A 25,160-nucleotide genomic window follows, 5' to 3' on the forward strand; every position below is an offset into this window, starting at 1 on the left:
TCAGGGTTTGGTAAGCAAAAAATGAAGAACATCCTCGCCATTCAGTCCCACGTTGTTTTTGGACATGCTGGCAATAGCGCAGCGGAATTCCCGATGCGCCGCCTCGGCGTCAACGTCTGGCCCCTCAATACCGTGCAGTTTTCCAACCACACGCAGTACGGCAAATGGACCGGCTGCGTGATGCCGCCTTCGCACCTCACCGAGGTTGTGCAGGGGATTGCCGATATCGACCAGCTCAAGCGCTGTGACGCCATACTGAGCGGTTACCTGGGCTCGGCGGAGCAGGGGGAGCATATCCTCGGCATCGTCCGCCAGGTGAAAGCAGCAAACCCGTCGGCAAAATACTTCTGCGACCCGGTCATGGGGCATCCGGAAAAAGGCTGCATCGTGGCACCTGGCGTTGCCGAGTTCCACGTCCGCCATGCGCTGCCCGCCAGCGATATCATTGCGCCAAACCTGGTCGAGCTGGAAATTCTCTGCGAGCGTCCGGTGAACAGCGTAGAAGAGGCGGTAAGCGCGTCTCGTGAGCTGATAGCCCAGGGGCCAGAGGTTGTGCTGGTAAAACACCTCGCGCGCGCGGGGATGAGCCAGGAACGTTTTGAGATGCTGCTGGTAACGAAAGACGACGCCTGGCATATCAGCCGTCCGCTGGTGGATTTTGGCGTGCGGCAGCCGGTAGGAGTTGGTGATGTCACCAGCGGTCTGCTGCTGGTGAAACTGCTGCAGGGGGCAACGCTGCGCGACGCGCTGGAGCATGTCACAGCGGCAGTGTATGAAATCATGATTGCGACGAAAGCGATGCAGGAATATGAACTGCAGGTGGTTGCGGCACAGGATCGTATCGCGAAGCCGGAGCACTATTTCAGCGCAACGCAGCTTTAGACACCGTCCGCGCTGCGCTTGCACGGGACTACGGAATTTGTAGGCCGGGTAAGCGCAGCGCCACCCGGCAACACAGGCCGCTCGGTTAGTTCAACCCTTCCGCTTTCAGCGCCGCAGCCACCGTAGGGCGCTCCGCCACGCGTTTCATATACGATGCGATATGGTCTAACCCTTCGAGATTCAGCTTAACCGCGCGCGCCCAGCGCAGCACGGTGAAGAGATACGCATCGGCAATCGTGAAGCGCGACCCGCCAATCCACTGATCGTCCTTGAGCGATGCGTTGACGTACTGGAGCTTTTTCTCCAGCAGGGCACGCAGGGTTGGTTTGAAATCTTCCGGCGTATCCGGACGGAACAGCGGCGTAAAGCCTTTGTGCAGTTCGGTCGCAATGTAGTTCAGCCATTCCAGCGTCTTGTAGCGCGAAATCGTGCTGACCGGCGCCAGCAACTGGCGATCCGGCACGCTATCGGCCAGGAACTGCATAATCGCGACACCTTCGGTCAGCAGAGTACCATCATCCAGCAAGAGCGCCGGAACTTGTCCCTTCGGGTTAATGGCAAGATAGTCATCGCCGTTTTCCAGACGTTTTTTCATCAGATCAACGCCATCCAGCGTGAAATCTTTGCCGCTCTCGCGCAGGGTGATATGGGAAGCAAGAGAGCACGCGCCCGGTTTGTAGAACAGTTTCATCGGTAACTCCTTTTTGCTGAGGTTTCAGCTATGTTAGTGCGCGAAAGGATAAAAAAAAAGCCGCTAATATGCATTAGCGGCTCGTCGTTTCTCAATAAGATTACGCGGTAGCGGTTTTGGTCGCTTCAGCTGTTTTGTCGTCATCCTGAGTCATACGATTCAGTTTCGGAGCGGTCAGCAGCATCAGGACAGCAATAACCGCAGTAGCGATACCAATCTGCATGAACACGGTACCGTAGACGTTCAGAGAGACCAGCGGGTCGGTGACGTTTTCCGGCACAGCCATCAGGTTCGCAATCTTACCGGCGATAATTGCCGCACCGGCCGTGGTCAGGAACCAGCTACCCATAATGAAGCCCATCAGACGCTGTGGAACCAGCTGTGCAACCATTGCCAGACCCAGACCGGAGATCATCAGCTCGCCGATAGACTGCAGCGCGTAGCTCAGGATCAGCCAGTTAACGGACACGATACCCGCGTCGGTGGCAAATTTGGTACCCAGCGGCAGCACCAGGAACGCGCCGGAGCACAGCACCATGCCGATAGCGAACTTGTGCGGCATCGGCAGACGATCGCCCATCTTGTTATAGATAGCGGCCAGAATCGGGCTACCGATCATGATCCAGAACGGGTTCAGCGCCTGATACTGCTCGGGTTCGAACGCGATGCCCAGAATAGAGTGCTCAACGTTACGAATCGCGAAGAAGTTCAGAGAGGTTGGCATCTGGCTGTACAGGACGAAGAAGATAATCGCTTCCAGCATCAGAATGAACGCCACAATCATCTTACGACGGGCAGCCCCCTGCATGGCGAATGCTTCTTTCGCAAAGATAATCACGATACCCAGTGCAACCACGCCCAGAACCGCACGTGCGATACCCTGGTTGTGCAGCAGCCAGGTAGCGATTGCGGCAAGGATCACCACGCCCACGATGGTCGCCAGCAGTTTGCCCATGTGCACAGGCTCGAAGTCCGGTTTTGAACCGTAATCTTTAACCCAGCTGCGGCAGAACAGGAAGTTCACCACGGTGATCAGCATACCGACGAAGCTCAGCGCGAACGCCACGCTCCAGCCGAATTTCGCCGCCAGCCATGGGGTTGCCAGCATAGAGAAGAACGAACCGATGTTAATGGACATGTAGTACATGGTGAATGCACCGTCCAGACGCGGATCGTCTTTGTTATAGCAGGTAGAGAGCAGGGAGGACGGGTTCGCTTTGAACAGACCGTTACCGACGGCAATCGTCGCCATACCCATATACACCACAGCGGCATCGTGCCCTGACCATGCAACCAGGCCATAGCCAATCGCCAGGACAATGGCACCCAGCATGATGACGCGTTTCGTTCCGAGAACTTTATCACCCAGCCAGCCGCCGATAGCGACCAGGCCGTACACCAGAGCACTGAAGGAAGAGAACAGCGTGATGGAATCGGCTTCGGACATACCCAGCTGTTTTACCAGGTAAACCGCCATGATCCCTTGCAGGCCGTAATAACCAAAACGCTCCCATAACTCGATTGAGAAGATGAGATAGAACGCTTTAGGTTGTTTAAAAGCGTTAAGACTCACGCTTTCATCTGTTGGTTTATTGTTTGCAGTCGACACATATACCTCTTTTTTTACATCCCATATTAACGGGGGTGTTCATCGCGTGAAGGCCGTAGCCATCCGCCTTATAGTTATATTGGGAGGAGAAACGGCGGGTAATGTTCACTATCCTGTCCCATCTGGCAATACGTTTGTAATAATCTGTTACATATATCTGGAGTGGTATAATCGTCGGTTCATATAAATGTTATTCAGCGTTAAATTTCATACGATGAGTAAAGGTAGTTTTTTCGTCTGGTAATTACCCTTCATTACCGGCTCGTGGCGATATGTTCTGCTATTTGCCGTTTGTTCCAGTCATATAGCCCATAATCTGAAAAAACACTGGTCTTATCTTCGGTTTTTAGTCGGAGATATCTTATGCCACAGAGGGTTTAGGTAGACTTTGACAACAAAAAATCAACATGAAGTTATCAGGGTGATCGCGATCACAGATGTATAGAAATTTTTGGCTATGAAAAAACTATTAACCTGTTTGAGCGTTAAACGACCGAACAAGTGACAGGCCAGGGGAATTGAATGTCGAACAAATAACGGCCAAAAGAAGAGCATGCGATTACCCTTCTTTTGGTGAGGGGTTGGATAATCAGGAATAGACTTTTTCTTTGTATTCGCAGAGATCTTCAATAATGCAGGAGCCGCAGCGAGGCTTACGGGCAATGCAGGTATAACGCCCGTGCAGAATCAGCCAGTGATGGCAATCAACCTTAAATTCGGCGGGAACCACTTTTAACAGCTTCTCTTCGACCTGCTCGACATTTTTCCCCGGCGCAAAGTTCGTCCGGTTAGACACGCGAAAAATATGCGTATCAACGGCGATAGTGGGCCAGCCAAACGCGGTGTTAAGCACCACGTTCGCCGTCTTACGCCCCACGCCCGGTAGCGCTTCCAGCGCTGCGCGGTCCTCCGGCACTTCGCCCCCGTGCTGCTCGAGCAGGATCCGACAGGTCTTAATGACGTTCTCGGCTTTGCTGTTAAACAGGCCGATGGTTTTGATGTAGGACTTCACGCCTTCCACGCCCAGCTCCAGCATGGCCTTCGGCGTATTGGCAACCGGATAGAGCAGGGCGGTTGCTTTATTGACGCTCACGTCGGTAGCCTGTGCAGAGAGCAACACGGCGATCAGCAGCTCAAACGGGGAGGTAAAATTCAGCTCCGTCGTCGGGTGCGGGTTCTCGTCCCGCAGACGGGTCAGGATCGCAATGCGCTTTTCTTTATTCATGTGGCCTTCTCGGGTATCCCTTCCTGGACGCTGCGCTCTGCTGCGCGGCGCTTACGTTTTTCATCAATCAGGTATTTTATCGCCAGCATCATGCCAAGGCCAATGAACGCGCCAGGCGGCAGCATAGCCAGCAGGAATGGCGTATCGGTATGGAACACTTCAATGCGCAGCGCTTTGGCCCAGCCGCCGAGCAGCGCGTCCGCGCCGTCAAACAGCGTACCGTTCCCTAGGATCTCGCGCAGCGAGCCCAGCACGAACATGGCGCACGTGGCGCCCATACCAATGGAAAAACCATCCAGCGCCGACATGGCCGGGCTGTTTTTCACCGCGAAGGCTTCCGCACGACCGACCACGATACAGTTGGTGACGATCAGGGGAATAAAGATCCCAAGCGACTGGTACAGGCCGAACGCGTAGGCGTTAATCAGCATCTGGACGATACTGACCACCGATGCAATGATCATGACGTAAATCGGAATACGTATTTCCGACGGCGTCCAGCGGCGCAGGGCAGAGATGGAGAGGTTGGTCAGGGTCAGCACCAGTGTGGTCGCCAGACCCAGACCGAGCGCGTTGGTGGCGGTGGACGTCACCGCCAGCAGCGGGCACATCCCCAGAAGCTGTACCAGCGCGGAGTTGTTCTTCCACAATCCCTGGACGATAACTTCTTTAACCTGGCTCATGATTACTCCTCACAGGCCGGAAGATTGTTGATTTGCGCGGGCAGCGTTTCAGCATACAGCCCGGCTCGTTTTACGGCGTTCACCACCGCGCGCGGCGTGATGGTCGCGCCGGTGAACTGGTCGAACTCGCCTCCGTCTTTCTTCACCGCAAACGCGGTATCCCCTTCACCATGAATAACTTTACCGGCAAAGTGCAGGATCCAGTCGCTCAGGCGGGTTTCAATTTTGTCGCCAAGACCCGGCGTTTCATGATGTTCCGTCACGCGGGTGCCCAGTATCGTGCCCGAGAAATCGCTGCCGACGAGCAGCTGAATGGCGCCGGAATAGCCGTCGGGCGCCGTCGCTTCCATGACCGCGCCTACCGGTTTATCGCCTTTGCGGGCGATAAAGAGGCGGTGCGTACCTTTCCCAAGCTGCGGCGCGTCTACCACAAAGCAGCTTTTTTGCAGGTCATTATCGTAGAAATCGGACGGGATCACCTGATCGAACAGCGCTTTTTGCTGCTTCGTGGCCTGCTCTTCTATCGTGGTTTTAGTCAACGCATTGACCAGGGCCGTCAGGCCCGTCAGAACCGCGGCGAAGACAGCCAGCGTGACGCCGTGTTTTTGCATCGTTTTTAGCATGGCAAAACCCTTAGCGATGGCCGTACACGCGCGGACGCGTGTAATAGTCGATGAGCGGAACGGTAATGTTGGCGAGCAGGACGGCAAAGGCCACGCCGTCCGGGTATCCGCCAAAGCTGCGGATGAGCCATACCAGAAGCCCAGCCAGCGCGCCGAAGATCAGGCGCCCGCGGTTAGTCGTTGACGCCGTAACCGGATCCGTCAGGATAAAGAAGGCGCCCAGCATGGTCGCCCCGGAGAGCAAGTGCATCTGCGGGCTGGCAAGTGATTCAGGAGAGAATACCCATCCCAGCGTGGCGCAGACCGTCAGCGTCACGAGGAAGCTGACCGGAATATGCCAGCGAATGGCTTTTTGCTGCAGCAGGAACAGCCCGCCCAGCAGATACGCCAGGTTGACCCACTGCCAGCCAGCACCGGCCAGCATGCCGCTATAGATGGCAGATTTCATAATCTGCTCAACGCTGTTCCCGGCATGCAGGGATGTTTTAAACGTATCGAGAGGCGTAGCCTGGCTAATGCCGTCCACGCCCATACGCAGCGCGTTCATATCAGCGCCGAGCGCCGTATGGCCGGTGAAAATAACGTTCAGGGCATCCATAAAGCCCGGAACCGTGGCCGCAATCTCGTGCGGCGGCAGCCAGCTGGTCATCTGCACCGGGAAGGAGATCAGCAGCACCACATAGCCAATCATCGCCGGGTTAAACGGGTTATGGCCCAGGCCACCATACAGCTGTTTGGCAATGATCACGGCGAAAACGGTCCCGAGAACCACCATCCACCACGGTGCAAACGGCGGGATACTGATGGCCAGCAGCAGGCCGGTCAGCAGCGCGGAGTTGTCGGCAAGAATGCGGGCAACGGGAATCTTGCGCAGCTTGAGCACAAGGGCTTCCGCCGCCAGAGCGCTGGCACAGCCCAGGATTATCTGGAACAGGGTTCCCCAGCCGAAAAACCAGCACTGGACGGCAATGCCCGGCAGTGCCGCCAGGCAGACCAGCATCATAATGCGCGACGTCTGGCGCTGATTGTGGGTGTAAGGGGAGCTTGCGATTCTGAAAACCATTTAATCCTCGTTAACTGCTTTCTGTGCGGCTTTCTTCGCCTGAACGCGCGCGATGGCGGCGGCAACGGCGGCCTTGCGCGGGTCATCGTTGGCGGCCTGCGGTTGCTCTTCCTGCTGCGCTGCCTTACGGGCTTTGGCGCGGGCAATTGCCGCTTCGACGGCGGCTTTGCGCGGGTCGACCGGTGGTGCTTCTGCTTCTGATTCTGCCGCTGGTGCCTGCTGCGCGGCTTTTCGGGCTTTGGCGCGAGCTATTGCCGCTTCAACGGCGGCTTTGCGTGGATCGACCGCTTCCTGTTCGACGACCACCTGCTGCTCTCCGGCTTTGCGGGCTTTGGCGCGGGCAATCGCCGCTTCAACGGCGGCTTTACGCGGATCGACTTCAGCACCCGCCTCGGCCGTTTGCGCTTTTTCAGCCTGACGGGCGCGCGCTGCGGCCTTGCGTGCTTCACGCGCGGCAATCGCTTCGCTGTTATCAGGTTTCTCACCTGCCGGAATAACAACAGGCTGCGCCGCGGTCGCTTTTTTCTCGCGAACGCGCGCCAGCGCGGCGTTAATCGCATCCTGATCTTTCTCGCCAGGCTGAACGGCGGCCTGCTTATGGCGCTCCTGACGGGCGATTTTTTCGCGTTCGAGTCGCGCCTGACGCGCTTCAAAGCGCGCTTTCGCTTCCGCGGCGCGTTTTTCTTCCATCGAGATGGCATAAATCTCAGCCTTCTCCTGGCGGAAATATTGCACCAGCGGAATGTTGCTTGGGCAGACCCACGCGCAGGCACCGCACTCGATGCAGTCGGCCAGATTATGGGCTTTTGCTTTATCGTGCAGCTGGCCTTTACTGTACCAGTACAGCTGCTGCGGGAGCAGATCCGCCGGGCAGGCATCGGCGCAGGCGCTACAGCGAATGCAGCCTTTCTCTTCCTGCTCTTCGCCCATCTCGGTCGGTGAAGGCGCGAGCAGGCAGTTGGTGATTTTAACTACCGGCACATCGAGCCACGGCAGGGTAAAGCCCATCAGGGGGCCACCCATGATCACCATCTGGTCGCTGCCCGGGCAGAATTCAGCCTGTTCCAGCAGATGACGCACCGGCGTACCCAGACGCGCCCAGACGTTACCCGGGCGTGAGACCGATTCACCGGTCAGCGTCACGACGCGCTCGGTTAACGGCTCGCCGTCAATCACAGCGCGCTTCACGGCATACGCGGTGCCGACGTTCTGCATCAGCACGCCGATATCCGAAGAGCGTCCGCCGTGCGGAACCTGCTTGCCGGTGAGTATTTGCGTCAGCTGTTTTGCGCCGCCAGAGGGGTACTTGGTTGGAATGACGCGCAGGCTGATATCATGGCTACCGGCCAGCACGGCGCGCAGCATAGAGATAGCCTGCGGTTTATTGTCTTCGATACCAATCAGCACTTCCCGCGGCTGCAGAATGTGCGCGAGGATGCGGATACCTTCCACCACCTGGGCGGCACAATCCTGCATCAGACGGTCATCGGCGGTGATGTACGGTTCGCATTCGGCGGCGTTAATAATCAGCGTCTGAATGTTATCGCCACCGCCGCGCAGCTTGACCCCGGTTGGGAAGCCTGCGCCACCCAGGCCGGCCACGCCGAACTGATGAATTCGCTCGATAAGCGCTTCGCGGCTGTGGGAGCGGTAGTCGCTCCAGCCGTCACGATCGATCCAGCGGTCTTCACCGTCGGCTTCAATAATTACGCTCAGTTCTGAGAGCGCTGACGGATGAGCCACCGTATGAGGGGCGATGGCCGCCACCTTACCGGAGGTCGGGGCGTGTACCGGCAGCATACGTCCGCGACCAAAGGTCAGCGGCTGGCCGCGAAGCACGGTATCGCCTTCTTTCACGCACAGCTCACCCTCGGCACCGATGTGCTGCTTGAGCGGCATGACGTAGCGCGTCGCCAGAGGAATTTGACGCAGCGGGGTGCCGTTGGACTGGGTTTTCATTTCCGGTGGATGAATACCGCCGTCAAAGTCCCAAATCTTCTCTTTTCTGAAAGCAGAAAATAACTTAAGCATGTTGTTCCACAGGAATATTGCGAACCGGAATGGTTTGAAGATCCCACTTCCAGCTTTCGGTAGTCGTTTCAACCGGGCGCAGCTCGATACATTGCGTCGGGCAGGGGGCCACGCAGAGGTTACAGCCGGTGCACAGATCCGCCACTACGGTGTGCATGGCGCGGGTTGCGCCAACAATGGCGTCAACAGGGCAGGCCTGAATACATTTGGTGCAGCCGATGCAGTTCGCTTCGTCGATCACGGCCAGGGCGCGTACCGGCTCCTGCACCTCTGCATCGCCGTCAACGGGCTGCGGATCGACGTTAAGCAGGGCCGCAATTTTCAGCATCACCGCTTCGCCACCGGGCGCACAGCGGTTAATTTTTTCACCCTGAATGCCTACCGCTTCGGCATAGGGGCGGCAGCCGGGGTAGCCACACTGCCCGCACTGGCTTTGCGGCAAAAGCTCGTCGATTTTCTCAACAACAGGGTCGTCCTCTACCGCGAAACGGCGGGAGGCGTAACCCAGGATAAGGCCAAACACCAACCCCAAAACGCTGATAGAGGCGATGGCAATCCAGATAGCATTCATTACAACTTCACCAGACCACTAAAGCCCATAAAGGCCAGAGACATTAAACCTGCGGTCACCAGCGCAATCGCGTTACCGCGGAAGGGCGCTGGAATATCCGCTGCTGCCAGGCGTTCGCGAATAGAGGCGAACAGCACCATGACCAGCGAGAAACCGACTGCCGCAGAAAAACCATACAGCGCCGACTGCATAAAGTTATGGCCAAGGTTGATGTTCAGCAGCGCGACGCCCAGCACGGCGCAATTGGTAGTGATCAGCGGCAGGAAGATACCCAGCAGGCGATAGAGCGCCGGGCTGGTTTTGCGCACCACCATTTCGGTAAATTGCACCACCACCGCGATAACCAGAATAAAGGCCAGCGTACGGAGATAGGTTAACCCCAGCGGGATGAGGATCCAGGTATCGATCCACCACGCGCAGATGGACGCCAGCGTCATAACGAAGGTCGTCGCCAGCCCCATACCCATAGCCGTTTCCAGCTTTTTGGAAACGCCCATAAACGGACACAGGCCAAGGAACTTCACCAGAACGAAGTTGTTCACCAGCACGGTGCCGACAAAGAGCAGTAAGTAATCGGTCATTATTTAGCCTGAAATAAAAAAGCCGCCTATTATCGGACAAACCCACGCAGGCGACAACAGGTTATCTGTAGGGTTATTACGGGTTCACGAAGGTCTTTTTCACCCGCGTCGAACGCTTGAAGTAAGGCACCAGCAGCGCGGCGGCCAGCAACGGGAAAAGCAGCTGGCGAACGGCCAGGGCGTCAGAAACGGGCGAAAAAGCAAACGCCTTCACTGCCAGCAGGACCGAAATCAGCAGCCAGATAATGTAGTGCTTAGGCACGCTCTTGCGGCGCTTAAAGAAGGCGATGGTCAGCCACAGCGTGTAGTACCACATCCCTATCGCGAAAACGAAAGACACAAACCACAGCGCAATATTAAGCACGCTTTGCGACATCAGGGTCTGGATAGCATGAGGGGTAACCAGCGCGGTGGTATAAAGCAGCAGCGCAAGTGATGCGCTTAATAAAGCAACCAGCAGCCATGCCAGTGGGGCGATTAACCAGCCTCCAATGCGTTCTCCAGGCGTTGCGGTCATGAACTCTCCCATAATCTGCGCGAAATGTTGTACAGCCAGTTTGCAGGGCGGAGAGTATATAACATTTCGCGCGGATGGCTACTTTCTTATAAAACGTAACGCCATACGGATTTAGGCACTTCGCCCACGTTGAACAAACGGCCGCCGGAGACCAGCTCCGCACGGCGATGGTCAGCGGCGCGATACATATTAATGATGTCCTGATTATCCGACAGGGTGTAGTTCAAATGGTCAAACAGTTTTTCCAGGCTCTCAAGCGAATTGATCTTGCGAAATTTTAATAAATAGTCCTGAACTGTCATATTAATAAGTTTCCATATAAAAGTGAGTAATACCCGTTAAGGTAATTTGTTCGAATAATAAACGGATTAATAAAGACGTAAACAGCCCACTCAGGTAACGTGACGAAATTAGGAGTTTTCTTTGCTGAAATTCAGGCATCAGACGATGCCTGGAAGAGAAGGTTAACCGTGTTCACCAGGGCTGGCAATACGTAACTGACATATTATGTCACTCTTTATTGCGGTAACCGGTTACTTAGGTTGGGCGACAGTGACAGGCTCGGGCGGCTGGTAGTTATCGATATGGCTGGCAACGCCGAGCAAAATGACCGATACCCCAAGAACAATCCATCCCGCTAATTCAATGATTCGATTAATTATTGACGTCATAATTCGTAATTGTACTTTATCCATAAATACTGGGTGCAAATGTTACAGCGAGCGCTTCCCGGCGGCAAGGGCTTTGGGAACGGTTCCCTTAAACAAAATCAGCAGGTTAATACTATGTAACAAAAACAGCCGGTACAACCTGCTATTTTACGTCATATGGCTCATTATTAATCTGTGGTAAAGCCAGACTAGCCAGTATGAAATAAGAACGTCATAAAATGAGGATGGCACTATGAGTGATAATATCCGCGTCGGGCTAATTGGATACGGCTACGCGAGCAAAACGTTTCATGCGCCTCTGATAGCCGGTACGCCGGGGATGGCGCTGGCGGCGGTATCCAGCAGCGATGCCGCTAAAGTCCATGCCGACTGGCCTTCCGTGCCGGTTGTCTCTGAGCCTAAACATCTTTTCAACGATCCGAATATTGATTTAATCGTTATCCCCACGCCGAACGATACCCACTTTCCGCTGGCAAAGGCCGCGCTGGAAGCCGGTAAGCACGTGGTTGTCGATAAGCCCTTTACCGTCACGCTGTCGCAGGCGCGCGAGCTGGACGCGCTGGCAAAAGGTCTGGGCAGGCTGCTGTCGGTTTTCCACAACCGCCGCTGGGACAGCGATTTTCTGACCGTGAAAGCACTTCTCAGCGAAGGCACGCTTGGGGAGATTACCTTTTTTGAATCGCACTTTGACCGTTTCCGCCCGCAGGTTCGCAACCGCTGGCGCGAGCAGGCCGGGCCGGGCAGCGGCATCTGGTACGATTTAGCCCCGCATCTGCTGGATCAGGCCGTAAATCTTTTTGGTCTGCCGGTGAGCATGACGGTCGATCTGGCCCAGCTCAGGCCGGGGGCGCAGACAACCGATTACTTCCACGCTGTATTAAGTTACCCGCAGCGGCGGATTGTGCTGCACGGCACGATGGTCGCGGCCGCCGAGTCGGCCCGGTACATTATTCACGGCACGCGCGGGAGCTACGTGAAGTTTGGTCTCGATCCGCAGGAGGACCGCCTGAAAAACGGCGAACGCTTGCCGCAGGAAGACTGGGGCTATGACATGCGCGACGGCGTTGTGACGCGGGTGGAAGGTGAGGAGATGGTCGAGGAAACGCTGCTGACAATCCCGGGGAATTATCCGGCGTATTATGCGGCCGTTCGCGATGCGCTGAACGGAACGGGGGAGAATCCGGTTCCGGCCAGCCAGGCGATTCAGATCATGGAGCTGATTGAGCTGGGCATCGAATCTGCCAAACATCGCGCCACGCTCTGTCTGGCATAAGGTTTAAATATGTATGTTGGCCGGGTAAGGCGTAGCCGCCACCCGGCAAATGCTTAACCGCGAGCCACTTTATCTTTCAGCGCCTGCTTCTCTGCAGGCGTCAGGAAGGCAATTTCCAGGCCGTTGATCTGCGCCTGGCGGATTTGATCGCGGCTCAGACCCGCCTGCGGCGCGGCGATGTTGTACTCGTGGATAATATCTACCCCCTGTACCGCCGGATCGTCCGTGTTCAGCGAGGCCAGCACGCCGTGCTCGAGGAAGGTTTTCAGCGGGTGCTTGTCGAGTGAGGCGACGGTGCTGGTCTGAATGTTGGACGTCAGACACGACTCAATCCCGATACGCTGCTCCGCCAGGAAATCCATCAGGGCGCTATCTTCAATCGCCTTCACGCCGTGACCAATGCGCTCGGCGCCCAGCTCGCGGATGGCTTGCCAGATACTTTCCGGGCCCGCCGCTTCACCCGCATGCACGGTAATGTGCCAGCCGGCATCGCGCGCGCGGTTGAAATGGGAGAGGAACAGACTGCCCGGGAAGCCCAGCTCATCGCCGGCAAGGTCGACGGCGGTGATGGCATCGCGATGGGCCAGCAGCGCTTCCAGCTCCTGCAGACAGGCGGCTTCGCCGAACGTGCGGCTCATAATGCCGATCAGGCGGGCCTGAACGTCGAAGGTCTTGCAGCCTTCACGCACGCCTTCAATGACCGCTTCCACCACGCCCGCAACGGGCAGGCCGTGGGTCATCGCCATATAGCCCGGCGAGAAGCGCAGTTCAACGTAATGCAGGCCGTTGCGGGCCGCATCTTCAATGTTCTCAAAGGCCACGCGGCGGCAGGCATCAAGGGACGCCAGCATCTTCACGCCCCAGTCGAGTTTGCTCAGGAAGCTGACCAGGTCCGGTTCATTAGAGGTCACCTGTACATGCGGGATCAGAGACTCAAGCGTCTGAGCGGGAAGCGTTAAATTGAACTGGCGGCCAAGATCGAGGATGGTTTGGGCACGAATGTTACCGTCAAGGTGACGATGAATATCAGTTAAAGGCAGGCGTGTATCAATCATGGTCGCACTCTTTTCTGGTTAAAGTGCGCCATATTATAAAAACAAAACGGGGTAAAAAGCTATTTGCGCAAGGGAATATTCCGTTGCGCAAATTGTTCACAGGAGCGTATTAATGCCGGCAATCAGGCGCTGGACCCCTTGCTCAAGCTTGCTACGCGGGCAGCCGGCGTTAAGCCGCACAAAACCGTTTCCTTCTTTTCCGTAGGTATATCCCGGCATGATGGCGACCTTTTGCTGCTCGATCAGCACCTTTTGCAGAGCCCGATCGTCAACGTTCAGCGGACGCAGGTCAATCCAGGCCAGATAGGTCGCTTCCGGCGGCTGCCAGTTCAGATTCGGAAAAGCGCCGTTTAATTCGCGAGCGATATACAACAAGTTCTCTTCGAGATAATGGCGTAAGGCATCCAGCCAAGGCGCTCCCTGCTGATAGGCGGCGATATGCGCCGTCAGCGCCAGCACGGCGGGGGAAGAGAGCCCGTCGCGGCCTTTTAGCGCGCTGAGGTAGCCGTTTCGGCTCTCTTCATCGCCGATCAGGCCGTAAGCGCCCGTGAGCGCCGGAATATTAAAGCTTTTCGAGCCGGAAGTAAGTAGCGCCCATTTGCCGCGCGCAACCGCGCTCCACGGCGTGTGGCGATGATTACCCCACACCATGTCCATATGGATTTCATCGCTGATAACCGCCACGTCATAGCGTGCGCACAGCTCCGCCATGTACGTCAGTTCATCCCGCGTCCAGACCTTGCCGGTGGGGTTTTGCGGGCTGCACAGCAGCAAAATTTTGTTTTCGGGTTTCGCCAGGGCGGCTTCAAGGGCAGCCATATTTCCTTGCCAGCCTGCCGGCTGTTTTTGCATCTCAACGGGCACAACGTGACGCGCATTGCCCTCAATGGCCTTGTAAAAGGCATCATATGCCGGGGTGTGGACCACCACGCCGTCGCCAGGGGTTGACCAGAGCCGTATCAGCTCGGAAACCATATAGATGACGGAAGGCCCATACACAACGCTTTCAGTATCAATCCGGCTGTTAAAGCGCTGCTGGAACCAGTGCGCGATGGCGGCCAGGAACTCGTCATTTTTCCAGCGGCTGTAACCCAGTACGCCGTGATTAATACGTTCATGCAGCGCGTCGGTAATGCAGGGGGCGGTAGCGAAATCCATATCGGAGATGGTGAAGGGTAGCAAATCGGCTGCACCAAAGCGGTCCGCAACGTAGTCCCACTGCGTACACCAGGTGCCGTGACGATCCACGACGGTTGAGAAATCAAACATGCTTTATTCCTTAACGTAAAACCCCCTCATGGCGAGGGGGTTGAGGCATCAGGCTTCAACTGTTCGCATCAGGGTGGCCAGCTCATCCTTCACTGACTGCACCTGCGGGCCGATGACCACCTGCAAATTGTGCTGATTAAGCTGTACCACGCCGATAGCCCGGTTGGCTTTCAGGGCGTTGGTATCGACTTTCGACATATCCGCCACCGACAGACGCAGGCGGGTAATGCAGTTATCCAGAGAGGTGATGTTATCCGCACCGCCCAACGCCGCCAGGATGGCCGGGGTGTTGTAGCCGGATTTACCCACGGTCCCGGCAACCGCCTGTTCTACGCTGGTGGCGGTATCCGCATCACGACCCGGTGTTTTCAGGTTAAAGCGGGTAATCGCGAAGCGGAAGATGCCGTAGTACACCGCGAACCAGATAGCCGCCACGACCGGCACCAGGTACCACTTGGTGGACAGGCCGTGCAGGATCCCGAACACCACGAAGTCGATCACGTTGCCGTCGGTGTTGCCGATGGTGACGCCCAGCACCGCCATCACGGTAAAGCCCAGACCGGTTAACACGGCGTGAATCAGATACAGCACCGGCGCAACGAACAGGAACAGGAATTCGATTGGCTCAGTGGTACCGCCCACGACGCAGGCGATCACGCCGGAGATCAGCAGGCCCTTAATTTTATGACGATTTTCCGGGCGTGCACAGTGGTACATCGCCAGCGCGGCGCCGGGCAGGCCGCCGAGGAAGGCCGGCATTTTACCCTGAGACAGGAAGCGGGTTGCGCTTTCGGAGAAGCCGTGGGTGGTCGGGCAGCTCAACTGCGCCTGGAAGATGGTCAGCGCGCCGCTCACATCGTGACCGCACACCTCCATGGTACCGCCCGCTTCGGTGAAGCGAATCAGGGCCACCAGGATATGCTGCAGGCCAAACGGCAGCAGCAGGCGCTCGCCGGTGCCGAAGATCATCGGACCAAAGTCTCCCGCACCGTTAATGATGCGGCCAATGCCGTTGATGCCCATCGCGAAGACAGGCCAGATCAGCGGAATGATCAAACCAAACAGGCCCATCACCACCAGGGTGACAATTGGCACAAAGCGGGTGCCGCCGAAGAAGGCCAGGGCATCCGGCAGACGGATATTGTGGAAGCGCTCGTGCAGCATCCAGATGATCACCCCGGCGATCACCGCCCCGAGGATCCCGGTATCAATAGACTGAATGCCAATCACGCTCTGAATGTTGTTGGCTTTCAGCACGGCAGCGTCGGTAGTAGGCAGAATGCCTTTTGCGGTGAGCCAGAAGTTGACCGCAAGGTTCATTACCGCGTAACCCACAAACCCGGCAAACGCCGCGACGCCTTTGTTCTCGCGCGCCAGGCCCAGCGGGATAGCGATACAGAACATGACGGGCAGGAAACTGAAGGCGAAGGAGCCGACTTTACTCATCCAGATAAAGATCGCCTGCAGCGCGGGCGCGCCGAGGAACGGGATCAGCGTGATGACGTCTTTACTGCTTAGCGAGCTGCCGATCCCGAGCATGATCCCGCAGAACGAGAGGAGTGCCACGGGCAGCATAAAGGTTTTACCCAGTTGCTGGAAAAATTCCCACAGCGATATTTTTTGTGCTGCTTTCGCCGTCATAAAACGACTCCTTTATTGTTAAAATCAGTTTGTCTGCCTCAATGCTGCGAGAAGATAAAACGTTTTATCAAAGTTTAGTGCGCGCTAAATCACATTCTCAGGCTTTGACTGGTAGTATAAAGATAACGTATTGATAAAACGTTTTACCGATCTCATTTCAGGGAGTCACGCCGACACATGGCTGTAGCGAAAAAAATCACCATCAACGATGTCGCGCTGGCGGCGGGGGTTTCCGTCAGCACCGTTTCTCTGGTGCTGAGCGGGAAAGGGCGTATCTCGCCCGCAACCGGCCAGCGGGTTAACGAGGCGGTTGAGCAGCTGGGCTTTGTGCGTAATCGCCAGGCGTCGGCGCTGCGCGGCGGGCAAAGCGGGGTGATTGGCCTGATTGTCCGCGACCTGACGTCACCGTTCTATGCGGAGCTGACCGCAGGGTTAACCGAAGCGCTTGAAGCGCAGGGGCGAATGGTGTTTCTGCTGCACGGCGGGCGCGAGGCCGAACAGCTCCTCTCCCGGCTCGATATGCTGCTAAACCAGGGGGTAGACGGGGTGATCGTCGCCGGGGCGTCGGGCGTGGGCAGCGAGCTGTGCGAGCGAGCCGCCGAAAAAGGCGTACCGCTGGTGTTTGCTTCACGCGCCAGCTACCTGGACGAGGCCGATACGCTGCGACCGGATAACATGCAGGCCGCGCAAATGTTGACCGAACATCTTATTCGTCGCGGGCATCAGCGCATCGCCTGGCTGGGCGGGAAAAGCTCATCCCTGACGCGCGCCGAGCGGGTAGGCGGCTACTGCGCGACGCTGATTAAATACGGCCTGCCGTTCCACAGCGAATGGGTCGTGGAGTGTGAATCCAGCCAGAAGAAAGCGGCGGAAGCGATAGGCGCGCTGCTGCGAAGCAGCCCGACGATCAGCGCCGTGATTTGCTATAACGACGTGATTGCCATGGGCGCCTGGTTTGGCCTGATCCGCGCCGGACGCCAGAGCGGCGAGGGTGGGGTAGAAACGTTCTTCGGCCATCAGGTGGCGCTGGGGGCATTCGCCGACGTCGGCGAAAACGCGCTGGACGATCTCCCGATCGTCTGGGCCACGACCCCCGCGCGGGAGATGGGCTACACGCTGGCGGACAGAATCATGCAGCGCATCGACAATACGGATGTCCAGGCCGGGCACCAGATTGTGGCGGCGCGGCTAGTGACGGTGAAATAACCTCAGGTATTTTGCGTAAGCGGGTTGAGCAGCAGCTCGGCTTCCAGGGCTTCCACAAACTTTCGTGCTTTTGCCGGGATCAGGCGGGAGGTCGGATAAACCGCCCACACGGCCAGTGATTCCGGCTGGGCATCCTCCAGGACGATGCGTACCAGTTTCCCCTCTCTGAACGCCGGTTCTACGTACCAGCGAGATAGATTGGCGATGCCCATCCCGCCGAGGCAGGCTTCGAAAATGGCCTCGACAGAGTTCGCGGAGAATCGTCCCGATACCTTCTGTTTGTAGCGCTGTTCGCCCTGTTCGAAAGACCAGTGGACCGTGTCTGACGTGGTCAGACAGCTATGTGCCGCCAGGTCGTTAAGCGATTTTGGATAACCGTTTGCTGCCAGATACTCCGCGCTGGCGCAGAGGTCGCGAGGGTTATGGCACAGGCGATGGGCAACGAGCCGGTTATCGCGCAGCGGCGCAATGCGCAACGCCACGTCTATGCCTTTGCCGACAATATCAACCTGTTCGTCGGTGGCGAGTAAATCGACCTGCAGGGCGGGATGCTGCTGCATGAACCGGGTCAGCATGGGAGCCACAATCTTCCGGCCAAACCCCGCTGAGGCGGTAATGCGCAGGCGTCCGGAAAGGTGGGTCCCGTCGGGAAACAGGTCGGCAAGCGCGTTGCTTTTATCTTCCAGTAGCGCCTGCGCGTGAGGGAGAAAAATATCTCCGTCGCTGGTGGGCGAGAGCGAACGCGTGGTGCGGTGTACCAGCCGAACCCCCAGCTCCGCTTCGAGATGAGTCAGGGCGCGCGACGCGGCCATGGCGCTCATGGAGAGCCGACGCGCGGCGCCGGCGAGGCTACCCGCCCTGACGGCTTCAACAAAAACTTCAATATCTTCCAGTCTCATTATCTCGTTTTTCGTTATGCTGACTTATCAAATTACATATCTACATTATTTGTCGTTACGCTGCCATAGTCTCTTCACATCCTGATAAACATGAATGTGGAGTGAAAATGAAAAAGTTGAAAACGGTTCTGGCGTTCAGCGGCCTGCTGTTTGCGAGCGCAACGTGGGCAGATGCACCCGCGCAGATGAAACAGCAGGTCCCCGGCTATTATCGCCTTGCCGTAGGGGAGTACGAGGTGACGGCGCTGTTCGACGGCTATAACGATCTTTCGCCCACGCTGTTGCAAGGCCTTTCACCCGACGCGGTTCGCAAACTGCTGGCACAACAAAAAATCGATGCCGAGCGCATGCCTACCGCCTTCAACGCCTTTCTGGTGAATACCGGTAAACACCTGGTCATGATTGACAGCGGAGGCGGGCACTGCATGGCGGAAACGGCCGGCCAGCTCATCGGCAATATGAACGCATCAGGTTATCGCCCTGAGCAGGTCGATACGATTTTCCTGACCCACCTTCATCTTGACCACGTGTGTGGCCTGAGCGATGCGGACGGTGAGGCGTTGTTCCCCAATGCGACCGTTTATGTGCCGCAGGGGGAGGCCGATTACTGGCTCGATCCGGCTAAGGAAGCGAGCGCGCCTGCGAATGCGAAACCCTATTTCGCTATCGCCAGGAATGCATTGGCTGCGTATAAAGCAGCCGGACATCTCAAAACCTTTGTCCCGCCCGCTTCGCCTATTCCTGAAGTCCAGACGGCCTATGCCATTGGCCATACGCCCGGCAGCACCGTTTATCGGTTTGCTTCACAGGGAACGGCTATTAACTTCACTGGAGACCTGATTCATGCTCCTGCCGTCCAGTTCCCGCATCCTGAAGTGTCTATTCGTTTCGATGTCGAACCGAAAAAAGCCGTATCATCCCGCGCGCAGGAATTTAACGCGCTGGCGAAAGACGGCGAGTGGATGGCCGCGGCGCATCTGCCTTTCCCGGGTATCGGGCATATCACCGCCTGGCAGCAGGGCTACCGCTGGAACCCGGTGAATTACGGTCCTTATCAACGTGCGGCCCATGTGCCTCTGCTGAAATAAAGTGGGGTTATCCGCGTGAAAAGTTACACTGTAACGGCAAACGGTATCCGTCAGTTTGTGGTCGAAGAGGGTGAAGGCGCGCCGGTTATTCTTTTGCATGGTTTTCCAGAGACAAACTATGCCTGGCGCCATCAGATACCGGTTTTATCCCGCCACTATCGCGTGATTGCGCCCGATCTCCGCGGATATGGGGAAACGGATAAACCGGCCTCCGGCTATGATAAACGGAACATGGCGCGTGACATCCGTGAACTGATGCGGGTGCTGGGTCTGGAGAAAGTGGTGCTGATAGGGCACGATCGCGGGGCGCGGGTTGCGACCCGCTTTGCGAAAGATTATCCCGAGTTACTTGACCGCCTGGTGGTGATGGACAACGTGCCAACGCGTATCGTGGCGCGCGATCTGAATGCTTCAATTGCGCGTGCATACTGGTTCTTCCTGTTTCATCTTGTGCCCGACCTGCCGGAAGCCCTGATTGCGGGTCGAGAAAACGTATGGCTGCGCCACTTTTTCTCGGACTGGACCTACGACCCGTCTACCATCAGCGGCGAGGCGTTTGACGCCTATGTACGTGCGTATCAGGCGCCGGGTGCCGTGCGGGGCGCAATGGCTGACTATCGCGCCAACGCAGAGGATGTGGCGCAGGATCTGGCAGACGCTGACGTGAAAATTACCTGCCCGGTAATGTCGCTTTGGGGCAATGACTTTCACGCGGTTGGCAAGCTCTTCGATATGCAAAGCGTCTGGGCCGAAATGGCGGATAACCTGCGGGCGTACGGTATTGACGAGTGCGGTCATCTGCCGCAGGAGGAGCAGCCGGAGAAAGTGAACGCGCTGCTGCTGGATTTCCTGACGGGATGGAAAATTTAACGGGCAATAAAAAACCCCTCATGCGAGGGGTTTTGTTGTTTACTGCTGCGGCGCTGCCGGTTCGGCTGGCGCTGCGGGTTCAGCCGGTTCCGGCATGCCCAGCGTCGGCATACCAAACATCCCGACGAAGTCCTCGAGCGGCATTTTATCGCCGTTGAGCGTCACCTGGCCGTTGGCATACTGCAGGCTGGTGGAAATCGTGTTGTTGTCCACCTTCGTGATGCGGAACATCTGGCCCATCGCCGCCAGGCCTTTCACCTGCTGGTTCGCCAGCTTGCCGGCGTCTTCATCACCGTAGCCTTCCAGCTTCGCAATCTGGGTCATAAACTCGGTCGCCATATCCATCGGTATGGTCAGCTTGCTGTCGAGCGACTTCACGCTGCGATCCACTTCCTGCGCCAGCGTCTGAGGTTCACCCGTTGCGGTTGCCGGATCTTTCAGGAACAGAGACAGGTTAAAGCTGGTTTCGCCTTTGCTGTTCTTCCAGCTCAGCGGCGCAACGGTTACCACCGGCTCGCCCTTCAACAGGATAGGGAGGTTGTTAAACAGCACCGCCATGGCCTGCTGCTGGTACACCTCCGGGTTCTGCTGCAGCGCGGCATCGGTCAGCAGCGCCTGGCTCTCTTTGCTGTATTTCTGGCTAAATTCGTGCCACGCCTGGCCGTCAATATTGCCGATCTTCAGCGAAAGTTTGCCGGTACCAAGATCCTGGTTCTGTACCTTCAGGCTCTTCAGGGTGTAGTCCAGCTGCGTGTTGATGCTCTTACCGTCTTTGGAAACGTCGGATGTGCCGTTGATATCCATGCCTTCCAGCACGGCCATCTCTTTGCCTTCAACCGCAATGGCAACCTTGTCGAGAGACAGTTTCTGGTCGCCGATGCGCTCTTTGAAGTCGGTCATTTGGCTGTTGCCGTCGGCTTTCAGATTATTGAAGGTGAGCTGAACTTTTTGGTTATATTCGTTCACGGCATTGACCAGACCGCTTTCCGCTTCACCCGTCAGGGAGAACACGTTCCCCTCGCGGTCAGCGTCAAGCTTGAAGTGACCGCCGCTAAAGGCGACTTTCTCATTCTCTTTCTCGTAGTTCAGCGCTTTCAGAGCGATATCGGAACTGGTGTCACCGGCATAGCTGATGCGGGTGTCGATCTCGAAAGGTGATTCATTCTTCGCCAGGTCAAACAGCGGTTTGGTCAGGTCGTTGTTCACCAGCACGGTATGAACGGACGCCATTGATGGGATCAGATTAAACGATTTTAACTGCGCCAGCGGGAACGGACCGTGGCTAACCACCTCGTCCAGCACCACGCTCTGGCCCGGTTTCAGCCAGCCATTTTGATTACCTGCCGCCGGCTTCACCACCACCTGCATATGGCTGGTGAACACGCCGCGCTGATAATTCTGGTAGCTCAGCTCAAGACCCGCTTCCGGCGCGCTGCGCTTAATCTCTCCGTTCGCCTGCGCCACCATTTCCGCCAGACGACCTTCCAGCTGTTTCCCGGTAAACCAGGAGGCACCCGTCCAGACCACGCCTAACGCTACAATCACTCCAACCGCTACGACCGATTTTTTCATTGCGACTATCCCTAAAATGAAACCAGGCGGTAAAAACCGCCCGGAGATATAAAGCCTGACACTAGCTTAGCAAGAGTTGTTAAAAAATTCAGTAAGTGCCTATAGCTTATTAAAAACGCGCGCCAGGCGACCGGTACCGCTTACGCTCACCGGAGACTCATTCGCCGCAACAAACGCCGATTCACCCGGTTTCAGCTCCAGACGCTCGCTACCTTTATGCAGAGTAGCTTCGCCCTCAACGCAGAACAGGATCGCCGCGCTCTCCTGCGCAATGGTCGTTTCTGTCTGGCTCAGGTCGTGCAGTGAGAAGGCAAAATCCTCAACCGGGATCGGGAAGTCCAGCTCTGCGCCGTTTTTGACCGGCTGCGTCAGCAGCTCTGCGGCAGGTTTCGCCACGAACTTCACGTTGGCAACCAGCTCAGGGATGTCGATGTATTTCGGCGTCAGGCCCGCGCGCAGCACGTTGTCGGAGTTGGCCATCACCTCCAGCGCCACGCCCTGCAGGTAGGCGTGCGGGGTTTCTGCGAACAGGAACATCGCTTCGCCCGGGTTCAGCTTCACCACGTTCAGCAGCAGAGGGGAGAACAGGCCGCTGTCGTCCGGGTAGAACTCAGAAATCAGGCGGATGGTGTCCCACGGCTCACCTTGCTGCGTGTTTAGCGTCGCTTTCAGCACCGCCAGCGCGTGGGATTTCTCTTCACCCTGCATGTTAAGCAGGCTGGCAAACAGCTGGCTAAGGCCTTCAGCATTGACGTTTTCGAGGAAGTGGGCGATAGCCTTGTTCGCGCCGGCAACCGGCTGCAGCAGAGAGACGATCTCTGAAAACTCGCGGAACGCGTTCATCGCCAGGAATGGGGTCAGCGCAAAAACAAGCTCCGGCTTATGGTTAGGATCTTTGTAATTACGTTCGGCGGCGTCTAACGGAATACCCGCCGCGTTCTCTTTTGCAAAGCCAATTTCAGAGGCTTTCTTGTTCGGGTGAACCTGGATGGAGAGCGGCTGGTCGGCGCACAGCACTTTAAACAGGAACGGCAGTTCGCCGAAGCGCTGAGCAACCTTGTCGCCCAGCAGCGCGGTTTTATCGGCGTCGATCGCGTCGCGCAGGCTGCGTACCTGGCCGCTGGCGTCTTCAACTTTTGAGCTGCTCTTCGGGTGCGCACCCATCCACAGTTCTGCCATCGGCAGGTTATTCGGGTTGGCGATACCGTAGAGATCCGTTAACGCAGTTTTACTTCCCCAGGCGTAGTTTTGCACCGAGTTAATGAGTTTTTGCATTATCAAGCCCTGATTCAATTAAGGAATTCACTCCGGGTATTAAAGCAATAAACCACATGGAAGTAACCTGTGGATGTAAAAAGTCGTACTAGTCTCAGTTTTTGTTAAAAAATTGTGTAGGATAAGCTGACTCGCTTTTAAGCCGGGCAGCGGAACATCTGCCCTGAATAAACAGACCGAAGCAGTAAGTGAGAGAACAATGTCGAATAAACCCTTCCATTATCAGGATCCTTTCCCGCTTAGTAAGGATCGGACCGAGTATTACCTGTTAACCCGCGATCACGTCTCCGTCTCTGAATTTGAAGGACAAGAGATCCTCAAGGTGGATCCGCAGGCGCTGACGCTGCTGGCGCAGCACGCTTTCCACGACGCGTCGTTTATGCTCCGTCCTGCGCACCAGCAGCAGGTTGCCGATATTCTGAGCGACCCGCAGGCCAGCGAAAACGATAAATACGTTGCTCTGCAGTTCCTGCGAAACTCCGATATCGCGGCGAAAGGCATTCTGCCGACCTGTCAGGATACCGGCACGGCGATCATCGTCGGTAAAAAAGGCCAGCGCGTCTGGACCGGCGGCGGTGATGAAGCGGCGCTGGCGCACGGCGTCTACAACACCTACATCGAAGACAACCTGCGCTATTCGCAAAACGCGGCGCTGGATATGTATAAAGAGGTCAACACCGGCACCAACCTGCCTGCGCAGATCGATCTCTATAGCGTGGACGGTGACGAGTACAAATTCCTCTGTATCGCCAAAGGCGGCGGTTCAGCCAACAAAACCTATCTCTATCAGGAAACCAAAGCGCTGCTCACCCCGGGCAAGCTGAAGAACTACCTGGTTGAGAAAATGCGCACGCTCGGCACCGCGGCGTGCCCGCCGTACCATATCGCGTTTGTGATTGGCGGCACGTCGGCGGAAAGCACGCTGAAAACCGTGAAGCTGGCCTCAACCAAATACTACGACGGTCTGCCAACCGAAGGTAACGAGCACGGCCAGGCGTTCCGCGACGTTCAGCTTGAGCAGGAGCTTCTGGAAGAAGCGCGCAATCTGGGCCTCGGCGCGCAGTTTGGCGGCAAATACTTTGCCCACGACGTGCGCGTGATCCGTCTGCCGCGTCACGGCGCATCCTGCCCGGTCGGGATGGGCGTGTCCTGCTCTGCGGATCGCAACATCAAGGCGAAGATCAACCGCGAAGGCGTGTGGATCGAAAAGCTGGAAAACAACCCGGGCAAATACATCCCGGAAGCGCTGCGTAAAGCGGGTGAGGGCGAGGCGGTTCGCGTTGACCTCAATCGTCCGATGAAAGAGATCCTGGCGCAGCTTTCGCAGTATCCGGTCTCGACCCGCCTCTCCCTGAACGGCACGATTATCGTGGGCCGCGACATCGCGCACGCGAAGCTGAAGGAGCGTCTGGACAACGGCGAAGGGCTGCCGCAGTACATTAAAGATCACCCGATCTACTACGCGGGCCCGGCGAAAACGCCTGAAGGCTATGCCTCTGGTTCGTTAGGCCCCACCACGGCTGGCCGTATGGATTCGTACGTTGACCAGCTGCAGGCCAACGGCGGCAGCATGATCATGCTGGCGAAAGGCAACCGTAGCCAGCAGGTGACGGACGCCTGCCATAAGCACGGCGGCTTCTACCTCGGCAGCATCGGCGGCCCGGCTGCGGTCCTGGCGCAGGGCAGCATCAAGAGCCTCGAGTGCGTGGAATACCCGGAACTGGGTATGGAGGCTATCTGGAAAATTGAAGTAGAAGATTTCCCGGCGTTTATCCTGGTGGATGACAAAGGTAACGACTTCTTCAAACAAATCCAGTCTTCTCAGTGTTCGGCCTGCGTGAAGTAATTCTGTAAATTGCCGGGTA

Annotated in this window: 24 protein-coding genes; 6 read left to right on the forward strand and 18 right to left on the reverse strand. The window is 56.8% G+C overall.

The features are described from left to right. Positions 1-21: 21 nt before the first annotated feature. Entirely contained in the window at positions 22-882 is an 861-nt protein-coding gene (gene pdxY, locus AC3WOK_RS03120; RefSeq protein WP_252000700.1) for a pyridoxal kinase PdxY, read from the forward strand. A gap of 85 nt (positions 883-967) precedes the next feature. Here pdxY and gstA read toward each other — a convergent pair whose 3' ends face one another. The 12 genes from gstA to blr form a co-directional block, all read right to left on the reverse strand. Next, positions 968-1,573 (reverse strand): glutathione transferase GstA, encoded by a 606-nt coding sequence (gene gstA, locus AC3WOK_RS03125; RefSeq protein WP_059312020.1) that lies wholly within the window; start codon positions 1,571-1,573, stop codon positions 968-970. A gap of 100 nt (positions 1,574-1,673) precedes the next feature. Beyond that, positions 1,674-3,182 (reverse strand): dipeptide/tripeptide permease DtpA, encoded by a 1,509-nt coding sequence (gene dtpA / locus AC3WOK_RS03130; RefSeq protein ID WP_063956056.1) that lies wholly within the window; start codon positions 3,180-3,182, stop codon positions 1,674-1,676. A gap of 589 nt (positions 3,183-3,771) precedes the next feature. Further along, positions 3,772-4,407 carry an endonuclease III gene (gene nth / locus AC3WOK_RS03135; RefSeq protein WP_042719087.1) on the reverse strand — a complete coding sequence of 212 codons (636 nt, stop codon included), beginning with the start codon at positions 4,405-4,407 and terminating at the stop codon, positions 3,772-3,774. After that, positions 4,404-5,090 carry an electron transport complex subunit E gene (locus tag AC3WOK_RS03140; protein WP_047348781.1) on the reverse strand — a complete coding sequence of 229 codons (687 nt, stop codon included), beginning with the start codon at positions 5,088-5,090 and terminating at the stop codon, positions 4,404-4,406. Before AC3WOK_RS03140 ends, nth begins: the two co-directional genes overlap by 4 nt. Positions 5,091-5,092: 2 nt before the next feature. After that, positions 5,093-5,713: an electron transport complex subunit RsxG gene (gene rsxG, locus AC3WOK_RS03145; RefSeq protein ID WP_047348780.1), complete on the reverse strand. Its 621-nt coding sequence runs from the start codon at positions 5,711-5,713 to the stop codon at positions 5,093-5,095. A 10-nt stretch (positions 5,714-5,723) separates the two neighbouring features. After that, positions 5,724-6,776 (reverse strand): electron transport complex subunit RsxD, encoded by a 1,053-nt coding sequence (gene rsxD, locus AC3WOK_RS03150; RefSeq protein ID WP_492353912.1) that lies wholly within the window; start codon positions 6,774-6,776, stop codon positions 5,724-5,726. Continuing rightward, a complete protein-coding gene (gene rsxC, locus AC3WOK_RS03155; RefSeq protein ID WP_492353913.1) occupies positions 6,777-8,807 on the reverse strand; it encodes an electron transport complex subunit RsxC in 2,031 nt (676 codons plus the stop codon). Beyond that, a complete protein-coding gene (gene rsxB, locus AC3WOK_RS03160) occupies positions 8,800-9,378 on the reverse strand; it encodes an electron transport complex subunit RsxB (RefSeq protein ID WP_028012918.1) in 579 nt (192 codons plus the stop codon). Before rsxB ends, rsxC begins: the two co-directional genes overlap by 8 nt. Beyond that, positions 9,378-9,959, reverse strand: coding sequence for an electron transport complex subunit RsxA (gene rsxA, locus AC3WOK_RS03165; RefSeq protein WP_008500564.1), 582 nt, complete (start codon positions 9,957-9,959; stop codon positions 9,378-9,380). Before rsxA ends, rsxB begins: the two co-directional genes overlap by 1 nt. Before the next feature lie 76 nt (positions 9,960-10,035). Continuing rightward, complete coding sequence (locus AC3WOK_RS03170) at positions 10,036-10,476, reverse strand: DUF2569 domain-containing protein (protein WP_047348777.1); 441 nt, start codon at positions 10,474-10,476, stop codon at positions 10,036-10,038. 86 nt (positions 10,477-10,562) lie between these two features. After that, positions 10,563-10,778, reverse strand: coding sequence for a transcription modulator YdgT (ydgT, locus tag AC3WOK_RS03175; protein WP_013096896.1), 216 nt, complete (start codon positions 10,776-10,778; stop codon positions 10,563-10,565). Positions 10,779-11,009: 231 nt separating this feature from the next. After that, positions 11,010-11,135, reverse strand: coding sequence for a division septum protein Blr (gene blr / locus AC3WOK_RS03180; RefSeq protein ID WP_168112406.1), 126 nt, complete (start codon positions 11,133-11,135; stop codon positions 11,010-11,012). Positions 11,136-11,379: 244 nt separating this feature from the next. On the opposite strand from blr, the gene AC3WOK_RS03185 reads away from it, so the two are divergent. Next, complete coding sequence (locus AC3WOK_RS03185) at positions 11,380-12,420, forward strand: oxidoreductase (protein ID WP_063429073.1); 1,041 nt, start codon at positions 11,380-11,382, stop codon at positions 12,418-12,420. A 53-nt stretch (positions 12,421-12,473) separates the two neighbouring features. Here AC3WOK_RS03185 and add read toward each other — a convergent pair whose 3' ends face one another. The 3 genes from add to malX all read right to left on the reverse strand — a co-directional run bounded on the left by add (position 12,474) and on the right by malX (position 16,385). After that, positions 12,474-13,475 carry an adenosine deaminase gene (add, locus tag AC3WOK_RS03190; RefSeq protein WP_063429071.1) on the reverse strand — a complete coding sequence of 334 codons (1,002 nt, stop codon included), beginning with the start codon at positions 13,473-13,475 and terminating at the stop codon, positions 12,474-12,476. A gap of 96 nt (positions 13,476-13,571) precedes the next feature. Next, positions 13,572-14,744, reverse strand: coding sequence for a MalY/PatB family protein (locus tag AC3WOK_RS03195; RefSeq protein ID WP_492353914.1), 1,173 nt, complete (start codon positions 14,742-14,744; stop codon positions 13,572-13,574). A gap of 48 nt (positions 14,745-14,792) precedes the next feature. Continuing rightward, the gene (gene malX / locus AC3WOK_RS03200) at positions 14,793-16,385 is read right to left on the reverse strand and encodes a maltose/glucose-specific PTS transporter subunit IIBC (protein WP_059312013.1); all 1,593 of its coding nucleotides are present in this window, start codon (positions 16,383-16,385) and stop codon (positions 14,793-14,795) included. Between the two features lie 177 nt (positions 16,386-16,562). Between malX and AC3WOK_RS03205 the strand changes: the two genes are divergently transcribed. Beyond that, entirely contained in the window at positions 16,563-17,591 is a 1,029-nt protein-coding gene (locus AC3WOK_RS03205) for a Mal regulon transcriptional regulator MalI (protein WP_047348772.1), read from the forward strand. A 2-nt stretch (positions 17,592-17,593) separates the two neighbouring features. Here AC3WOK_RS03205 and AC3WOK_RS03210 read toward each other — a convergent pair whose 3' ends face one another. Beyond that, positions 17,594-18,490, reverse strand: a complete 897-nt coding sequence (locus AC3WOK_RS03210; protein ID WP_063429067.1) for a LysR family transcriptional regulator — start codon at positions 18,488-18,490, stop codon at positions 17,594-17,596. A gap of 107 nt (positions 18,491-18,597) precedes the next feature. Between AC3WOK_RS03210 and AC3WOK_RS03215 the strand changes: the two genes are divergently transcribed. Next, entirely contained in the window at positions 18,598-19,578 is a 981-nt protein-coding gene (locus tag AC3WOK_RS03215; protein ID WP_492353915.1) for an MBL fold metallo-hydrolase, read from the forward strand. A gap of 15 nt (positions 19,579-19,593) precedes the next feature. Then, positions 19,594-20,448, forward strand: a complete 855-nt coding sequence (locus tag AC3WOK_RS03220; RefSeq protein WP_059312010.1) for an alpha/beta fold hydrolase — start codon at positions 19,594-19,596, stop codon at positions 20,446-20,448. A gap of 39 nt (positions 20,449-20,487) precedes the next feature. Here the strand turns inward: AC3WOK_RS03220 and AC3WOK_RS03225 are convergent, their stop codons facing one another. Further along, entirely contained in the window at positions 20,488-22,020 is a 1,533-nt protein-coding gene (locus tag AC3WOK_RS03225; RefSeq protein ID WP_492353916.1) for a YdgA family protein, read from the reverse strand. 99 nt (positions 22,021-22,119) lie between these two features. Beyond that, positions 22,120-23,295 (reverse strand): mannose-6-phosphate isomerase, encoded by a 1,176-nt coding sequence (manA, locus tag AC3WOK_RS03230; RefSeq protein ID WP_492353917.1) that lies wholly within the window; start codon positions 23,293-23,295, stop codon positions 22,120-22,122. 199 nt (positions 23,296-23,494) lie between these two features. Between manA and fumA the strand changes: the two genes are divergently transcribed. Further along, positions 23,495-25,141 carry a class I fumarate hydratase FumA gene (gene fumA, locus AC3WOK_RS03235; protein WP_059312007.1) on the forward strand — a complete coding sequence of 549 codons (1,647 nt, stop codon included), beginning with the start codon at positions 23,495-23,497 and terminating at the stop codon, positions 25,139-25,141. Positions 25,142-25,160 lie beyond the last annotated feature (19 nt).

It is taken from the genome of Enterobacter sp. FW301-JW81, assembly GCF_058788735.1.